16 protein-coding genes are annotated in these 16098 nt (G+C 74.2%); 9 read left to right on the top strand and 7 right to left on the bottom strand.

Features of this window, described 5'->3' with window-relative positions:
* Positions 1-6: 6 nt before the first annotated feature.
* The 3 genes from OG937_24845 (at position 7) to OG937_24835 (ending at position 2734) form a co-directional block, all read left to right on the top strand.
* Positions 7-1104 (top strand): histidine kinase, encoded by a 1098-nt coding sequence (locus OG937_24845; protein ID WUD74690.1) that lies wholly within the window; start codon positions 7-9, stop codon positions 1102-1104.
* 2 nt (positions 1105-1106) lie between these two features.
* The gene (locus OG937_24840; protein WUD78869.1) at positions 1107-1772 is read left to right on the top strand and encodes a response regulator transcription factor; all 666 of its coding nucleotides are present in this window, start codon (positions 1107-1109) and stop codon (positions 1770-1772) included.
* Positions 1773-1873: 101 nt separating this feature from the next.
* The gene (locus OG937_24835) at positions 1874-2734 is read left to right on the top strand and encodes an SDR family NAD(P)-dependent oxidoreductase (protein ID WUD74689.1); all 861 of its coding nucleotides are present in this window, start codon (positions 1874-1876) and stop codon (positions 2732-2734) included.
* On the opposite strand, the gene otsB is transcribed toward OG937_24835, so the two are convergent.
* Both otsB and OG937_24825 read right to left on the bottom strand, forming a co-directional pair.
* On the bottom strand, positions 2695-3591 hold the full coding sequence (otsB, locus tag OG937_24830; protein ID WUD74688.1) for a trehalose-phosphatase: 897 nt from the start codon (positions 3589-3591) through the stop codon (positions 2695-2697). The genes OG937_24835 and otsB overlap by 40 nt on opposite strands.
* 549 nt (positions 3592-4140) lie before the next feature.
* Positions 4141-4401: a DUF3263 domain-containing protein gene (locus tag OG937_24825; GenBank protein WUD74687.1), complete on the bottom strand. Its 261-nt coding sequence runs from the start codon at positions 4399-4401 to the stop codon at positions 4141-4143.
* A gap of 267 nt (positions 4402-4668) precedes the next feature.
* Between OG937_24825 and OG937_24820 the strand changes: the two genes are divergently transcribed.
* The 3 genes from OG937_24820 (at position 4669) to OG937_24810 (ending at position 7749) form a co-directional block, all read left to right on the top strand.
* Positions 4669-5583, top strand: a complete 915-nt coding sequence (locus OG937_24820; GenBank protein WUD74686.1) for an ROK family protein — start codon at positions 4669-4671, stop codon at positions 5581-5583.
* Complete coding sequence (gene nagA, locus OG937_24815; protein WUD74685.1) at positions 5580-6719, top strand: N-acetylglucosamine-6-phosphate deacetylase; 1140 nt, start codon at positions 5580-5582, stop codon at positions 6717-6719. Before OG937_24820 ends, nagA begins: the two co-directional genes overlap by 4 nt.
* A gap of 88 nt (positions 6720-6807) precedes the next feature.
* Positions 6808-7749, top strand: a complete 942-nt coding sequence (locus OG937_24810; protein WUD74684.1) for a 1-phosphofructokinase family hexose kinase — start codon at positions 6808-6810, stop codon at positions 7747-7749.
* 29 nt (positions 7750-7778) lie between these two features.
* On the opposite strand, the gene OG937_24805 is transcribed toward OG937_24810, so the two are convergent.
* A complete protein-coding gene (locus OG937_24805; GenBank protein ID WUD74683.1) occupies positions 7779-8762 on the bottom strand; it encodes a carbohydrate-binding protein in 984 nt (327 codons plus the stop codon).
* A gap of 217 nt (positions 8763-8979) precedes the next feature.
* On the opposite strand from OG937_24805, the gene OG937_24800 reads away from it, so the two are divergent.
* On the top strand, positions 8980-9993 hold the full coding sequence (locus OG937_24800) for an SAM-dependent methyltransferase (protein WUD74682.1): 1014 nt from the start codon (positions 8980-8982) through the stop codon (positions 9991-9993).
* Between the two features lie 20 nt (positions 9994-10013).
* On the top strand, positions 10014-11156 hold the full coding sequence (locus OG937_24795; protein ID WUD74681.1) for an NADH-quinone oxidoreductase subunit D: 1143 nt from the start codon (positions 10014-10016) through the stop codon (positions 11154-11156).
* Between the two features lie 48 nt (positions 11157-11204).
* On the opposite strand, the gene OG937_24790 is transcribed toward OG937_24795, so the two are convergent.
* The 4 genes from OG937_24790 to OG937_24775 all read right to left on the bottom strand — a co-directional run bounded on the left by OG937_24790 (position 11205) and on the right by OG937_24775 (position 14726).
* Positions 11205-12197 (bottom strand): hypothetical protein, encoded by a 993-nt coding sequence (locus OG937_24790; GenBank protein ID WUD74680.1) that lies wholly within the window; start codon positions 12195-12197, stop codon positions 11205-11207.
* A 176-nt stretch (positions 12198-12373) separates the two neighbouring features.
* A complete protein-coding gene (locus OG937_24785; GenBank protein ID WUD74679.1) occupies positions 12374-13339 on the bottom strand; it encodes an ABC transporter substrate-binding protein in 966 nt (321 codons plus the stop codon).
* The gene (locus OG937_24780; GenBank protein ID WUD74678.1) at positions 13336-14046 is read right to left on the bottom strand and encodes an ABC transporter permease; all 711 of its coding nucleotides are present in this window, start codon (positions 14044-14046) and stop codon (positions 13336-13338) included. Before OG937_24780 ends, OG937_24785 begins: the two co-directional genes overlap by 4 nt.
* Positions 14046-14726: an ABC transporter permease gene (locus OG937_24775; protein WUD74677.1), complete on the bottom strand. Its 681-nt coding sequence runs from the start codon at positions 14724-14726 to the stop codon at positions 14046-14048. Before OG937_24775 ends, OG937_24780 begins: the two co-directional genes overlap by 1 nt.
* 169 nt (positions 14727-14895) lie before the next feature.
* Here OG937_24775 and OG937_24770 point away from each other — a divergent pair, with 169 nt between their 5' ends.
* Positions 14896-16086 carry a betaine/proline/choline family ABC transporter ATP-binding protein gene (locus OG937_24770; GenBank protein WUD78868.1) on the top strand — a complete coding sequence of 397 codons (1191 nt, stop codon included), beginning with the start codon at positions 14896-14898 and terminating at the stop codon, positions 16084-16086.
* Positions 16087-16098 lie beyond the last annotated feature (12 nt).

The following is a 16098-nucleotide window of genomic DNA, read 5'->3' as shown; positions in this document are numbered from 1 at the left end:
GGGAACATGCGACGCGTACGGAAGGGCATCGTCGCCGACATCGCGGTCTTCCTCGGTGCGGCGGCCTTCTCCGTGCTGTCCGTGGACGGGGTGGGTGCCCCGGTCGGGGCCGTCGAGCAGGCGGTCAGCGCGGCCGCGTGCGCGGCGCTCTTCCTGCGGCGGCGGTGGCCGGTGCAGCTGGCGGTGGTGCTGCTGGTGACCGGGTGGTTCGCGCACCTGGTCGGCGGCCCGACCGCGGTGGCGGTCTTCACCGTGGCGGCGCACCGGCCGCTGCGCACGACGGCCTGGGTGGCGGCCCTGGCGTTCGCTCCGCTGCCGCTCTTCATGGCGCGGGGGCCCGACCCGGACCTGCCGGAGACCGGCTCGGCGACGACCTTCTTCGTGATCATGGCGGGCTCGATCGGCTGGGGGCTCTACGTGCGCTCCCGGCGCCAGTTGCTGGCCTCGTACGCCGAGCGCGGACGGCGGCAGGCGCGCGAGGAGATCGCCCGGGAGATGCACGACGTGCTGGCGCACCGGCTGTCGCTGCTGAGCGTCCACGCGGGAGCGCTGGAGTTCCACCCGGGGGCGTCCCCCGCGGAGATCGAGCGGGCCGCCGGGGTGATCCGGGAGAGCGCGCACCAGGCGCTGGACGACCTGCGCGGCATCATCGGCGTCCTGCGCGAGCCGGACGGTTCCGGTACGGCGGACGGCGCGGGCGGACGGCCGCAGCCCACGCTGGCGGACCTGCCGCGGCTGGTCGAGGAGTCCCGGGACGCCGGGATGCGGATCGTGCTGGAGGCGGACGACGACGCGGTGTCGGCGGCGCCCGCCGCCTCGGGGCGCACGGCGTACCGGATCGTGCAGGAAGCGCTGACCAACGCACGCAAGCACGCCCCCGGCACGGAGGTGACCGTGCGGCTCGCCGGCGGTCCGGCGCGGGGGCTGACCGTCGAGGTCAGCAACCCGGTGCCGGCCGCGGCGGCCGTGGTGCCGGCCATCCCCGGCGCCGGGCAGGGGCTGATCGGGCTGACGGAGCGGGCCTCGCTCGCCGGGGGCGACCTGGAGCACGGCCGGGCCGGCGGGGACTTCCGGCTGCGCGCCTGGCTACCGTGGGCGGCGTGACGATGGTGCGGCTGCTGCTGGTGGACGACGACCCGCTGGTGCGGGCCGGGCTGCGGATGATGCTGGGCGGGGCGCCGGACGTCGAGGTCGTCGCCGAGGCGGCGGACGGCGGCGAGGTGGCGGCCCTGGTCCAGGAGCACTCCCCCGACGTGGTGCTGATGGACATCCGCATGCCCGTCGTGGACGGCCTCGCGGCCACCGAGGCGCTGCGGGCGCGGCCGGGCGCGCCCGAGGTGATCGTGCTGACCACCTTCAACACCGACGAGCACGTGCTGCGGGCGCTGCGCGCGGGCGCGGCGGGCTTCGTCCTGAAGGACACGGCGCCGCGCGAGATCGTCGAGGCGGTACGGAAGGTGGCGGCCGGCGAACCGGTGCTGTCCCCGGCGGTGACACGGCAGTTGATCGCTCAGGTCGCCGACTCCGGCGCCGGAGGAAGGGGTGCGCGGGCCACCGCACGGCGCAGGCTCGCGTCGCTGGGCGAGCGGGAGCACGAGGTGGCCCTCGCCATCGGGGAGGGCCGGTCCAACGCGGACATCGCGGCCGGGCTCCACATGAGCGTGCCGACGGTGAAGACCCACGTCTCCCGCATCCTCGGCAAGCTCGGCCTGAACAACCGGGTCCAGATCGCCCTCCTCGTCCACGACGCGGACGCCGCGGGCCGGGGCTGACCGGGCGGAGGCCGCCGGGCTGTTTAGGGTGCGGTCATCAGTACGCGCGCACCCGCGCACCCGCGCACCCGCACGGCCCGGCAGAGAGCGAGAGCCACCCCATGACCACCGGCACCCCCAGGACCGTCCTGATCACCGGCACCTCCTCAGGCATCGGCCTGGCCACCGCCGTGGCCGCCGCCCGTGCCGACTGGAACGTCGTCGCGACCATGCGCGACCCCGGGAAGGCGAACGCCCTCCGCAAGGCCGCGGCCGGGGCGGGGGTCGCCGAACACGTCCACGTGAAGCGGCTGGACGTGACCGACGCCCGGCTGGTCGCCGCGGTGGTGGAGGACGTCGTCGTCGAGTTCGGCGGCCTGGACGCGGTGGTCAACAACGCCGGCGCCGGGCACGTCGGCACGATCGAGCTGGAGACGGTCGCGGACGTCCGCGCCACGATGGAGGTCAACTTCTTCGGCGTCGTCGAGGTCACCAAGGCCGCGATGCCGCACCTGCGAGCCTCCGGCGGGCGGCTGGTCACCGTCACCAGCGTGGGCGGCGTCGTGGGGCAGCCCTTCAACGAGGCCTACTGCGCGGCGAAGTTCGCGGTCGAGGGCTACATGGAGGCGCTCGCGCCCGTGGCGGCCGCGGTCGGGGTCACCGTGAGCGTCGTGGAACCGGGCGCGGTCGGCAGCGAGTTCGTCGCCAACCTCGGCATCGACATCCCCGCGTACGCGGCGGCCGCGGGCCCCTACCGGCCCGCGTTCACCCACTACCTCGACCGGACCACGCAGGCGTTCACGGCCGCCCAGACCATCGACGAGGCCGCGGCGCCGATCGTCGAGGTGCTCGGCGCCGAGCGGCCGCCCTTCCGCGTCCAGACCTCCCCGCGGGCCCGGGAGTTCACGGGCGTGAAGCTCGCGGACCTCGACGGGTCCGCAGTTCAGTCGCTGACCGGCGGCTGGCTCTCGGCCCCGTCCTGACCGTCCCGCTCCTCCAGGGCGTCCGCGAGGGCGTCGACCAGCGCCACGACGCCCTCCGGGCCGTCCACGACGAGGTCCGCCCGGGCGGCCAGCTCGGCCACCTCCGCGCTGCCGCTGCACACCAGCACACCGGGCAGGCCGTCGGCGCGCCGCTTCTCCACGGCCCCGAAGGCGGCCAGGTCGCCCAGGTCGTCACCGGCGTACAGCACGGGACCGGCGCCGACCTCCCGCAGGTAGTCGTTGAGGGCCACGCCCTTGTCCATCCCGGGCGGCCGCAGCTCCAGCACCATCCGGCCCGGCTCCACGATCAGCCCGTGCCGGTCGGCCAGATCGCGCAGCGGTCCGCTCAAAGCCTCGAACGCGGCCTGCGGATCCTCCGTGCGGCGCGTGTGGACGGCCACCGCGCGGCCCTTGTCCTCCACCCACGTGCCGTGCCACGCCCCGATCGCGTCCAGCACGCCCGGCAGTTCCGCGCGCACCGCGTTGACCCCGGGGTGCGCGCCGGGCGCCTTGACCTCGCCGGAACGGGCGTCCCAGCGCTCGGCGCCGTAGTGGCCCAGCACGACCATGTGCTCCAGGGCCGGCACGCCGGCGAAGCCCCCGTACCGCACGGCCACGCCCGCGGGGCGGCCCGTCACGACCACGACGGACCCGATCCGCGGCGCCAGCCGGGCCAGTGCGGCGGCCGCGCGGGGATGCGCCCGCGCGGCGTCCGGATCCGGCACGATCGGCGCCAGCGTCCCGTCGAAGTCCAGGGCCAGCACGGCCCTGCGGGGCTCCGCGAGCAGTGCGGCCAGGCCGTCCTTGCCCTCGGGCGTCGTGGGTACCGGCAGTTCGTCCCTGCGGCTGCGGCTCATGCCCCCGACCATACCGACCCCTGCGGGGGGCATGCCCGGCGTACGGAAGCATCCCGCCTCCGGCGGTATTCTCCGCCCCCCACGGCGTGCGGCACCCTCCGGGCGGGGACCCCGCCGTCGCCGCCCGCGGGTCCGCGACGCGCGGCGCCCTCCGGGCGGGGACCCCGCCGTCGCCGCCCGCGGGTCCGCGGCGCCTGCGGCGGGCGGTCTCCCACCCACCCGCCCATACCCCGGACAACCAGTCACCGGCAGAGGCATCCATCGCACCGCCGCGAAGAGGGGACCCGCACAGCGCGGACCGACGGTGCCCCCGCGGGTCCGCGGCGCCTGCGCCGAGCGGTATCCCACCCACCCGAACCCCGGACAACCGGTCACCCGCAGGGCACCCGCTCCTCCCCCACGACGGCGGGACCCCGCACGGCGAGAGCCGGCGGTGCCCGCTGCGCCTGCGCCGAGCGGTATCCCACCCACCCGAACCCCGGACAACCGGTCACCGGCAGGGACGCCCATCACACCGCCGCCAGGAGGGGACCCCGCGGGGGGCGGGCGTCAGCGGGTGGTGCGGTGGGTGTCGCGGGTGCGGCGGAGGCGGTTGACCGTGACGGGGTCGTGCGCGAGGGCGCGGGGGTCGTCGAGGAGGGCGTTGAGGAGCTGGTAGTAGCGCGTGGGGGAGATGCCGAGGCGTTCGCGGACGGCACGTTCCTTCGCGCCGGGTCCGGCCCACGTGCGGCGGGCGATGTCGAGGACGGCGCGGTCCTGCTCCGTCAGCCCGTCCTCGGGGGCGTCCGCCCCGGTCTCGTCCCGTTCCATCCGACAACCATATCCGCGCCCCGTCGCCCCTGTTCCGCGTCGCGCGCCTCCACCTCGGCGATCGCGCTCAGGGTTCGCCTCCGGCCGGCCGATGCGCCGGGTGTTCCTCCGATCACACGGCGTCCCCATCCCGACCCCCCTCATGAGGTCTACACCACTCGGGGTTCGCGCCCGCAACCCCGCCTGGCGCCCGTTCGCACGCGGCACGCGATCTCTTTCGACGAGTGGACTAGACCTTTTGCCGGATCCCGCGCGACACTGTCACCCGTGAGACACGTCATCGCCCTCGATGTGGGCGGCACCGGCATGAAGGCCGCTCTGGTCGCGGCGGACGGCACGCTGCTGCACGAGGCACGCCGCCCGACCGGCCGGGAGCGCGGCCCGGGTGCCGTGGTCGACTCCGTGCTCGACTTCGCCGCGGACCTTCGTACCTACGGCGAAAGCGCTTACGGCGAGCCCGCCGCCGCGGCCGGGGTCGCCGTGCCCGGGCTGGTCGACGAGCGGGCCGGCATCGCGGTCTACTCCGCGAACCTCGGCTGGCGCGACGCGCCCCTGCGCGACCTGCTCACCCGCCGCCTCGACGGCACCCCCGTCGCCCTCGGCCACGACGTGCGCGCCGGCGGCCTCGCTGAGGGCCGGCTGGGCGCGGGGCGGGGCGCCGAGCGCTTCCTGTTCGTGGCGCTGGGCACCGGCATCGCCGGGGCGATCGGCATCGAGGGCCGTGTCGAGGCCACCGAGCTCGGGCACGTCGTCGTCCGCCCCGGCGGCCCGGTCTGCGGCTGCGGCCAGCGGGGCTGCCTGGAGACGGCGGCCTCCGCCGCCGCCGTGGCCCGCGCCTGGCAGGCCGCGGGCGGGAGCCCGGACGCCGGGGCCGCCGGCTGCGCCGCCGCCGTCGAGGCGGGCGACCCCCGCGCGGCGGCCGTGTGGGACGAGGTCGTCGCCGCCCTCGCCGACGGCCTGGTCACCGGGATCACCCTGATGACCCCGGGAACGCTGATCGTCGGCGGCGGGCTCGCCGAGGCCGGCGACACCCTCTTCGCACCGCTGCGGGCCGCCGTCGAGCGGCGGCTGACCTTCCAGCAACTCCCCCTCATCGTGCCGGCGGCCCTCGGGGACACCGCCGGATGCCTGGGCGCAGGGCTGCTCGCCTGGGATCTTCTCTCCGTGGAGGTGACCGCTTGACTGCGGCAACTAGCGTGCTGACCGGTGCCCGTGTGGTGCTGCCGGACGGCGTGGTCGAAGACGGCCGGCTGACCGTCGAGGGCCGCTCGATCGTCGCGAACGACCCGCTCCAGGCGTCCACCCGCGACCTGGCCGGACACTGGATCGTCCCCGGCTTCGTCGACATCCACGTGCACGGCGGCGGCGGCGCGTCCTTCTCCTCCGGTGACGCCGAGGCCGTCCTCACCGGCGTCGGGACCCACCGGCGGCACGGCACCACCACCCTGCTCGCCTCGACGGTCACCGGGGACCTGGACGACCTGTCCCGGCAGGCCGCTCTGCTGTCCGAACTGGTCGAGCAGGGCGACCTGGCCGGCATCCACTTCGAGGGGCCGTTCATCTCCCCGCACCGGCGCGGCGCGCACAAGCCCTCGCTGCTGCGCGACCCGCACCCCTCGGACGTCCGCAAGCTGCTCGACGCCGCCCGCGGCACCGCGCGCATGGTGACCCTCGCCCCCGAACTGCCCGGCGGGCTCGACTCGGTGCGGCTGCTGGCCGAACACGGCGTCATCGCCGCCGTCGGCCACACCGACGCCGCGTACGAGGCCACCCTGCAGGCCGTCGAGGCGGGCGCGACCGTGGCGACGCACCTGTTCAACGCCATGCCCGCGCTACTGCACCGCGCACCCGGCCCGATCGCCGCGCTGCTGGAGGACGAGCGGGTCACCGTCGAGCTCATCAACGACGGCGTCCACCTGCACCCGGCCGTCCTGGAGATGGCGTTCCGCAGCGCCGGGGCCGACCGGGTCGCCTTCATCACCGACGCCATGGACGCGGCCGGCTTCGGCGACGGCCGCTACCTGCTGGGCCCGATGGAGGTCGACGTCGTCGACGGCGTCGCCCGGCTCGTCGAGGGCGGCTCCATCGCGGGTTCCACGCTGACCCTGGACACCGCGTTCAAGCGGGCGGTGACCGTGGACGGGCTGCCCGTCGGCGACGCCGTGCGCGCGCTGAGCGCCAACCCGGCGCGGCTGCTGGGCGCGTACGACCGGATCGGCTCCCTGGAGCCGGGGAAGGACGCCGACCTGGTGGTCCTGGACGCGTCGTTCGACCTCGTGGGCGTGATGCGGAAGGGCAGCTGGGTCGTCGAGCCCTGACGGACCCCGGGCGGCGGGGTCTGTGCCTCCGGGCGTTCCTTTGGCATGATCCCTTCCCATCGCACACGCTGTTCGAAGGGATCATGCGGTGATCGTCACCGTCACGCTGAACGCCGCCATCGACGTGACCTACCGCGTCCCCCGGCTGCGGCCGCACACCACCCACCGGGTGTCGGAGGCCGCGGAACGTCCCGGCGGCAAAGGGCTGAACGTCGCCCGCGTCCTCGCCGCGCTCGGCCACGAGGCCGTCGCGACCGGCTTCGCGGGCGGCGCGTCCGGTGACCGGCTGCGTGCCTACCTGACGGGGATCGACGGCGTCACGGACGCCCTCGTGCCCACCTCCGGCAGCACCCGGCGGACGGTGGGCGTCGTGGACGAGTCGGGCGGCGACACCACGATGTTCAACGAGCCCGGCCCGACGATCACTTCGCAGGAGTGGGCGGCCTTCCTCGGTACGTACCGCAAGTTCCTGGACGGCGGCGCGGCGCGCGCCGTGGCGCTGTGCGGCAGCCTGCCGCCCGGACTGCCGGTCGGCTGCTACGCCGAACTCGTGCGGGACGCGCGCGCCGCGGGCGTCCCGGTGCTGCTGGACACCAGCGGCGAGCCGCTGCGGCGCGGCCTGGCCGCCCGGCCCGATCTGGTCAAGCCCAACGCCGCCGAACTGACCGGGCTCACCGGCGCGACGGAGCCCATGCGCGCCGCACGCGACGCCCGCCGCCGCGGCGCCCGCGCCGTCGCCGCCTCGCTCGGCCCCGACGGGATGCTCGCCCTCGCCGAGGACGGCACCGTGTGGACCGCCCGGCCCCCGGCGCCCGTCCCCGGCAATCCCGCCGGCGCCGGCGACTCCGCCGTCGCCGCCCTGCTCTCCGGGCTCGTCGAGGGCCTCGACTGGCCGCGCCGCCTCGCCCGCGCCGTCGCCCTCTCGGCGGCCACCGTGGCGGCACCCGTCGCGGGCGAGTTCGACCGCGGGGTGTACGAGGACCTGCTGGGACGGATCACCGTGATCCGGGAGGGCGACTCACGGCAGTAGCCCGCCGGTCACGGCGGGCCACTGCCGGTTCAGCTGCCCCAGCCCTCGGGCGACTGGCCCTTGTCCAGGAGCGCCACCTGGTCGAGGTTGAAGTGGCAGGCGTCGCCCTGACCGCAGGTGAGGGCGATCGTGTTGCTCCCCTGCTTCAGGTCGAGGGTGACGTAGGAGCGGTACCACGCGTTCCAGTCGCCCTCCTTGCCGTAGTTCTTCAGATCCGGCTTGTAGCTCTGGGGCGTCCCGTTGACCACGGTCGTGGCGCTGGCCGAGTCCTTCTCCGCGTTGGCGTAGCGGATCCAGAAGTCGTACGAGCCGTCCTTCGGCACGTCGACCGTCCAGGTCACCGACGCGCCCACCGCGTTCATGTTCTCGACGTACTTGCCGCCCGCCGCCAGGGTGCCCTTGTACTGGGAACCGACCCGGGCGCCGCCCGCCTTGGCCAGCGAGGCCGCGTCGACGACACCGGGCTCGGTCGCGCTCGCCGAGGCCGAGGGCTCGCCGGAGTTGTTGTCCTTGCCGGCGTCGCTGCTCGCGGTCGGCGTGGAGCCGGCGCCCGTCTGCGGGGTGTCGTCGTCACCGCCCGCCATGGCGACGCCGATGCCGATCGCGACGGCGGCGACCACGGCGACGGCGCCGATCAGCAGGCTCTTGCTGTTGGGGCCGCCGGGACGCGGGGACGCGGCGCGCCGGCTGCCGCCGCCGGCCGGTCCTGACGGGCCTGCGGGGCCCTGGGGGAACTGCTGGGTCGCCTGGGCCTGCTGGGGCTGCGGCTGACCGTAGGAGGGCGCCTGCTGGCCGTACGCGGGCTGCTGCTGCGGGTAGCCGTAGCCGCCCTGCTGCGGCGGCTGCTGCTGCTGGCGCCGCTCACCGACCCGCTGCACCTGGTTGTACGAGGTGCGGGGCACACCGGGCTGGGCAGCAGCCGCCTGACCCGGCTCTTCGCCGTCCTGGCGGTACAGGTACGCGAAGGGGTCGTCACTCCCGGGCTCGGGGGCACCGTTGTTGCCGGCCGTCATCCGCTCTTCACCTTCCACTGCCTGTCACTTGCACAGCACCTATCAGTACCGGGCCATCCGGCAATAGGCGTACGCTCCCGCGATGGCCGAATGTTCATGATCGATTCATCCGCGGCCGTCACGGGCGGACACACCTCTGACCACGGCACCCTACCTGGAACCGGTGATGGACCGCTCAACCGTCCGAAGCCCCGGGTTGTGCACATACGGTGGAGACGTGATCGACAGCACAGCCGCGTGGACGGGGTGGCGGGAGGCCACGGAGCGGGCCCTTTACGGCCCGGGAGGCTTCTTCCGCCGGGAGCGCCCGGCCGCCCATTTCCGCACCTCGGTGCATGCCTCGCCGCTGTTCGCGGGGGCCGTAGCCCGGCTCCTGGAGCGCGTCGACGCGGACCTCGGGCACCCCGGCGAGCTGGCCCTGGTGGACGTCGGCGCGGGCGCCGGGGAACTGCTCACGGGGGTGCTCGATGTGGTTCCCGCCACGTTGCGCGCCCGCCTGCGGCCGCACGCGGTGGAGAAGGCCCCGCGACCGGACGGCCTGGACGCCCGGGTGACCTGGTCCGACGAGCTCCCGCCGGGCCTGCGGGGCCTGCTCTTCGCCAACGAGTGGCTGGACAACGTGCCGGTCGCGGTGGCGGAGACCGACGCGCACGGTGTGCCCCGCCACGTCCTCGTCCGCGCCTCGGACGGCGCCGAGCGCCTCGGCGACGCGGTGGCCGGGGAGGACGCCGCCTGGCTGCGCCGCTGGTGGCCGGTCGAGGGCGCGGAGGCCGGGACCCGGGCGGAGATCGGCCGCCGGCGGGATTCCGCCTGGGCGGCCGCGGTGGCCTCCCTGGAGGCCGGGCTCGCCGTCGCGGTCGACTACGGCCACGTGGCCGGGGCCCGCCCGCCGTACGGGACGCTCACCGCGTTCCGGGCGGGCCGCGAGGTCTCACCGCCGGTGCCCGACGGCTCCTGCGACATCACGGCGCACGTGGCGATGGACGCCTGCGCGGGCCCCGGGGCGGTCCTGCGCACCCAGCGCGAGGCCCTGGGCGCCCTGGGGGTCACCGGGGCCCGGCCGCCGCTCTCCCTGGCCTCCTCCGACCCCGCCGGCTACGTGCGCGCCCTGGCCCGCGCGGGTCAGGCGGCCGAGCTCACCGACCCGTCCGGCCTCGGTGGCTTCCTCTGGCTGGAGCAGCCCGTGCCGGCGGCAGGGGAAGCTCCGGGGGGCACGCCCCGGGACGCGTAAAGGGATGGGAAACTGGGGCCATGACGGAGACCACGATCGGCATCGGCGGCGCCGCCGAAGGCACCGACATGGTGCTGAACATCGGCCCGCAGCACCCCTCGACGCACGGGGTGCTGCGCCTGCGCCTGAGCCTGGACGGCGAGCGGATCGGCTCGGCCGAACCGGTCATCGGGTACATGCACCGCGGCGCCGAGAAGCTCTTCGAGGCCCGGGACTACCGCCAGATCATCATGCTGGCCAACCGGCACGACTGGCTCTCCGCCTTCTCCAACGAACTCGGTGTCGTGCTCGCCGTGGAGCGCATGCTCGGCATGGAGGTGCCCGAGCGCGCGGTGTGGACCCGCACGCTGCTCGCCGAGCTGAACCGGGTGCTCAACCACCTGATGTTCCTCGGCTCCTACCCCCTCGAGCTGGGCGGGATCACCCCGATCTTCCACGCGTTCCGCGAGCGCGAGGACCTGCAGGCGGTCATGGAGGAGGTCTCCGGCGGCCGCATGCACTACATGTTCAACCGCGTCGGCGGCCTCAAGGAGGACCTCCCGAGCGGCTGGCACGGCCGGGTCCGCGCCGCCGTCGCCGCCGTGCGCTCCCGCATGGGGACCTTCGACGACCTGGTCCTCGGCAACGAGATCTTCCGCGGCCGCACCCGCGGCGTCGGCGTCCTCCCCGCGCGCGACGTGCACGCGTACGGGGTGAGCGGGCCGATCGCCCGCGCCTCGGGCGTCGACTTCGACCTGCGCCGGGACGAGCCGTACCTGGCCTACGGGGAGCTGGCGGACACCCTGAAGGTCCCCACCCGCACCGAGGGCGACTGCCTGTCCCGCTTCGAGGTGCTGCTGGAGCAGACCCACATCGCCCTGGACCTCGCCGACGCGTGCCTGGACCGGCTGGCCGAGCTGCCCCCGGGACCCGTCAACCAGCGGCTGCCGAAGGTGCTCAAGGCCCCCGAGGGCCACACGTACGCCTGGACCGAGAACCCGCTCGGGCTCAACGGCTACTACCTGGTGTCCAAGGGCGAGAAGACGCCGTACCGGCTGAAGCTGCGCTCGGCGTCCTACAACAACATCCAGGCGCTCGCCGTACTGCTGCCGGGCACGCTGATCGCCGACATGGTGGCGATCCTGGGCTCGATGTTCTTCGTCGTCGGCGACATCGACAAGTGACCGGCGGGGCGCCCACGGGCGGCCCGCCGGACGTCAGGCGGCCGGACGTCAGGAGGACTGGGCGCGCAGCTCGCTGAGGTCCAGCTGCTCGGTCTCGTCGTGCACGGTCAGGTCGATGACCTCGGCCTGCTCGGCCACGGCCTCGTCCCCGACGACGTCGGCGAGGTCCGCTCCCGCGGGCGCCGCCTCGCCGGCCGGTTCCAGTTCCTGGGGGCGGGCCTTCTCGTTCTTCGTGCCGAAGAAGTCGAAGCCGCCCTGGGCGCGGCTGGCCTGCCGGTTGGGCTTGGCGTACGGCAGCACGGCCGCGGCGACCGCCGGGACGAGCTTGGGCTGGCGCACCGGCAGCGCCGGGGTGTTCCCGCTGCCGCTGGTGGTGGCGTCGGCGGGACGCTCACGGACGGCCGGGTCCAGCGCGTGCCTGCCCTGCGGCTCGTCGGTGTCGGCGAGGTCGCGGCGGCGCGCCTCCTCGACGGTGAGCGCGGCCTGCTGGCGGGCGCCGTTGCGCGACAGGTCCCGCAGCGCGGAGGCGGCCCGCAGGTACGCGGCCGGGCTGACCGGTGAGGTGTAGGGCACGGGCAGCGCGGAGCCGATCGCCTTCTTGGCGACGCGGCCGTCCTCCAGGGCGCGGGCCCGCTCGGACTCGGCGGTGGCGTAGCGGCGCAGCAGGTCCGCGTGCTCCGTACGGAGCCGGGCCAGTTCGGCGCGCTTGCCGCGCAGCTTGTTCTCCAGCTTGCCGCGCAGCTCGCGGGAGTCCTCGAGGTCCACCTCGAGCTCCGCGATCCGCTCGTCGGCACGCCACTCGTCGCGCACACGCGCGGTCTTGAGGTCGGCGACCTGCTTGCCGGCGGCACGGTCCCAGCTGCGCAGCAGGAAGGCACCGCCACCGGCGACACCGGCCGCCGCGACGACGAACACACGGAGCAGCACCGGATCACCGATCACCAGCGCGCCGACGGCGAGGGCCGCGGCGGAGCCGGCGACCGTCACGGGCGGGAGCAGCCGGTGCAGCGGCTGGGAATGGCGGTGTCGTCCACGGGGCATGGAAGGGAACTTAGCGTGCCCGTGCGTCGTGTGGGGCCGCGGCATCCGATTTCTCACCGAACACACAACGACAAATACGGAGGGCGCTCGCACGTACACCAAACGTCACGCGAACGCCCTCCCGCCACCATTTAGTCGATCTTGTCCGTCCGGGCCCGTCCGCCGGCGCCGGGGCCTCAGCCCTTCAGCAGGCCCTTCGACTTCAGGTAGTCGGCGGCCACGTCCTCGGGCTTCTTGCGCTCCGCGTCCACCTGCTTGTTCAGCTCGGTGAGGTCGGCCGTGGTCAGCACCTGGGTGAGCTTGTCCAGGGCCGCGGCGACGTCCGCCCCGCCGGCCTCCTTCGCGTTGACGACGGGCAGCACGTTGTCGGCGTTCTGCAGGCCCTTGTCGTCCTCCAGCAGCACCAGGCCGAACTGGTCGAGGGTGGCGTCCGTGGTCGTGGTGAGCACCAGCTGGTCGGTGCCGTCCTTGACGGCCTGCTTGGCCTGGACGGTGCCGACGCCCTTGGTGTCGACCGACGTGACGTCTATGCCGTAGGTCTTCTTCAGGCCGGGCGAGCAGAAGGGGCGGATGGAGCACTCCTCGCCCGCGGCGAGCTTGACCTTGATCTTCGACTTCCCGAGGTCGGAGAGGGTCTTGAGGTTGTTCTTCTCCGCGAAGTCCTTGGTGACCGCGAACGCGTTCTGGTCGACCGCCTCACCGGCCGGCAGCACCTTCAGCCCGCGCGGGCCGGCGAGTTCGGTGAGCGCCGTGACGGTGGCGTCGACGTCGGAGGAGGCCACGGGCGCGGCGTCCTTGCCGTTCGCCTTCGCGTTGAGGAATTCCGCGAGCGTGGCCGCGTACTCGGGGACGACGTCTATCTGGCCCTTCTCCAGGGCGGGTTCGTACAGCTCGCGGTTGTCGACCGTCTTGATCGTGGTCTTGTAGCCGGTGTCGGTCAGCAACTGCGCGTACAGCTGCGCGAGGACCGTGCTCTCGGTGAACCCGGCCGAGCCGACGGTCAGGGAACCCTTGCCGCCGCCTGCCGACGAACTGCCCCCTCCCCCGCTCTTCTCCAGGCTGTCGCCGCCGCAGGCCGCCAGGCCGGCGGAGAGGACCGCCACGGCGGCCACGGCGGTGGCGGTGCGAAGGGCCTTGCTCATGAGAACTCCATCTGATGTGTGGGACGGGCAGGTCTTCGGGCGGGTCGGGACTTCCGCGTGGGGGACACCAGGCGCTGCAGCAACAGGAAGACTCCCTCCACGAGCAGGGCGAACGCGGCCACGAGCACCGCGCCCGCGACGACCTTCGGGGTGTCGTACTGGGCGAAGCCCGCGGTGATGATGCGGCCGAGGCCGCCCTCACCGGGAATCGCGGCGAGCGTGGCGGTGGCGACGACCTGGACGGCGGCCGAGCGCACCCCGCTCATGACGAAGGGCGCCGCGAGCGGCAGCTCCACCCGGGCCAGCAACTGGCCGCCGGTCATCCCCATGCCGCGGGCGGCCTCCACCGCGTCCCGGTCGACCTGGCGCATGCCGACGTAGGTGTTGGTGAGCAGCGGCGGGACGGCGAACAGCACCAGCGCGATGATGGTGGGCCAGTAGCGCGCCGAGTTCGTCGCGACGATGAGCAGCACCAGGATGGCGAAGGTGGGCACCGCCCGCCCGACGTTGGAGAGGTTCACGGCGAGCGCGCCGCCCTTGCCGAGGTGCCCGAGGAGGACCGCGACCGGCAGGGCCACGAGGCAGGCGATGGCCAACGACACGGAGGTCAGCACGAGGTGCTCGCCGAGCCGCTGCAGCGCCCCGTCGGTGCCGGTCCAGTTGGCGCCCGTGGTCAGCCAGTCCCACGCGCCGGGGATCGTCCCCATCAGCCCACCGCCTTCGCGGCCCTGGTCCACGGCGTGAGCAGCCGCTGCACCCCGAGCAGCAGCAGATCGGCGACGAGGGCGAACACCACGCAGATCACGGACGCGGTGAGGACCTCAGCCTTGAAGAAGCTGTACATGCCGTCCTTGATGAGGTTGCCGAGACCCCCGTATCCGACGATCGCGCCGACCGTGGTGAGGGAGACCGTGGCGACCGTGGCGATGCGCACGCCCGCCATCACCGCGGGCAGCGCCAGCGGCAGCTCGACCTCCCACAGCAGGCGTATCGGCCCGTACCCCATGCCGCGCGCGGCCTCCCGGGCGTCCTCGGGCACAGCGTCCAGCCCGGCCAGGAAGTTCCTGACGAGGATGGTGAGCGAGTACAGCGTCAGGCCGGTGACGACCACCGACGCGGAGATCCCGAACACCGGCACCAGCAGCGAGAAGAGGGCCAGCGACGGAATCGTGTAGAGCACCGTCGTCACCCCCAGCACCGGCGCCGCGGCCGCCCGCCAGCGCCGGGCGAGCAGGGCCAGCGGCAGCGCGAGCAGCACGCCCGCCGCCACCGACGCCACGGTGATCCACAGATGTTGCACACCCGCGTCCAGCAACTCCTGGCTGCGCGTGCGCACGAACTCACCGCAGATCCAGTCGTTCGCCGCCAGGCAGTCCTGTCCGGCCATGCGATGCCACCTCCCCCGCCCGCTTCAGATCATGCAGGTGAGCGTAAACCCGCCCGCCGACATTCCCGGCGTCCCGCCACATCCTCGCAACACCCCCTTCACAACCATCGCCGAGCGTGTACCAAGCTGGGGGGTGAGCCGCACCGCCCGGCGCCGACGAGAGGTCCCGATGATCCGCTTCGAGAACGTCACCAAGCGCTACCCCGACGGCACCACCGCCGTCGACGACCTGTCCTTCGAAGTGCGCGAGGGCGAACTCGTGACCCTCGTCGGGCCGTCCGGCTGCGGCAAGACCACGACGATGAAGATGGTCAACCGGCTCATCGAGCCCACCGCCGGCCGGATCCTGCTGGACGGCGAGGACATCGCCCGCACCGACCCGGTACGGCTGCGCCGCCGCATCGGCTACGTCATCCAGAACGTCGGGCTGTTCCCCCACAAGACCGTGCTGGAGAACACCGAGACCGTGCCGCACCTGCTCGGCTGGACCCGCGCCAAGCGCCGGGCGCGCGCCGCCGAGCTGCTGGAACTGGTCGGCCTGGACCCGTCCGTGCACGGCTCCCGCTACCCCGAGCAGCTCTCCGGCGGGCAGCGGCAACGGGTCGGTGTGGCGCGGGCACTGGCGGCCGACCCGCCGCTGCTGCTGATGGACGAGCCCTTCGGCGCCGTCGACCCGGTGGTGCGCGAGCGGCTGCAGTCGGAGTTCCTGCGGCTGCAGGAACAGGTGCGCAAGACCGTGCTGTTCGTCACCCACGACATCGAGGAGGCGGTCCGGCTCGGCGACCGCATGGCGGTCTTCGGCCCCGGCCGGATCGAGCAGTACGACACCCCCGCGACCGTGCTCGGCTCCCCCGCCACCCCGTACGTGGCCGACTTCGTCGGCTCCGACCGCGGTCTGAAGCGGCTGTCCGTCACGCCGGTCGAGACCGCCGACCTGGAGCACCCGCCCGTCGTGCGCGCCGGCTCCCCCGCCGCGGAGGCCGCCGCCGTCCTGGCGAAGCAGGGCGACCCCTACGCCGTCGTCCTCGACGACGACGGCGGGCTGCGCGGCTACGTCGCCGCGGGCACCCTCACCTCGGGCACCGTGGCCGACCACACCCGCCGCCTGGAGGCCTGGGTCCCGGTGGGCGCCCCCCTCAAGCGGGCCTTCAGCGCGATGCTCCAGCACGACGCGGGCTGGGTAGCCGTCGTGGACGGCGACCGCTTCGCCGGGGTGCTGACCCCGGCGACGCTCCACACCGCGCTGCGCCGTTCGGTCAACGAGGACGGCGACGACGGCGAGGACGCGGGGCGGACGGTGGCGGCCGGGACCGGGCCGGGTGACAATCGCCGGGCCGAACCGGACGCCGATGCCTCCTGATGCGGAGCGTTC

It is taken from the genome of Streptomyces sp. NBC_00510 (genome assembly GCA_036013505.1).
Classification (GTDB): domain Bacteria; phylum Actinomycetota; class Actinomycetes; order Streptomycetales; family Streptomycetaceae; genus Actinacidiphila.
The sequence above is the reverse complement of the archived record's forward strand: the minus strand, read 5'-3'. Positions and strand labels throughout refer to the sequence as shown.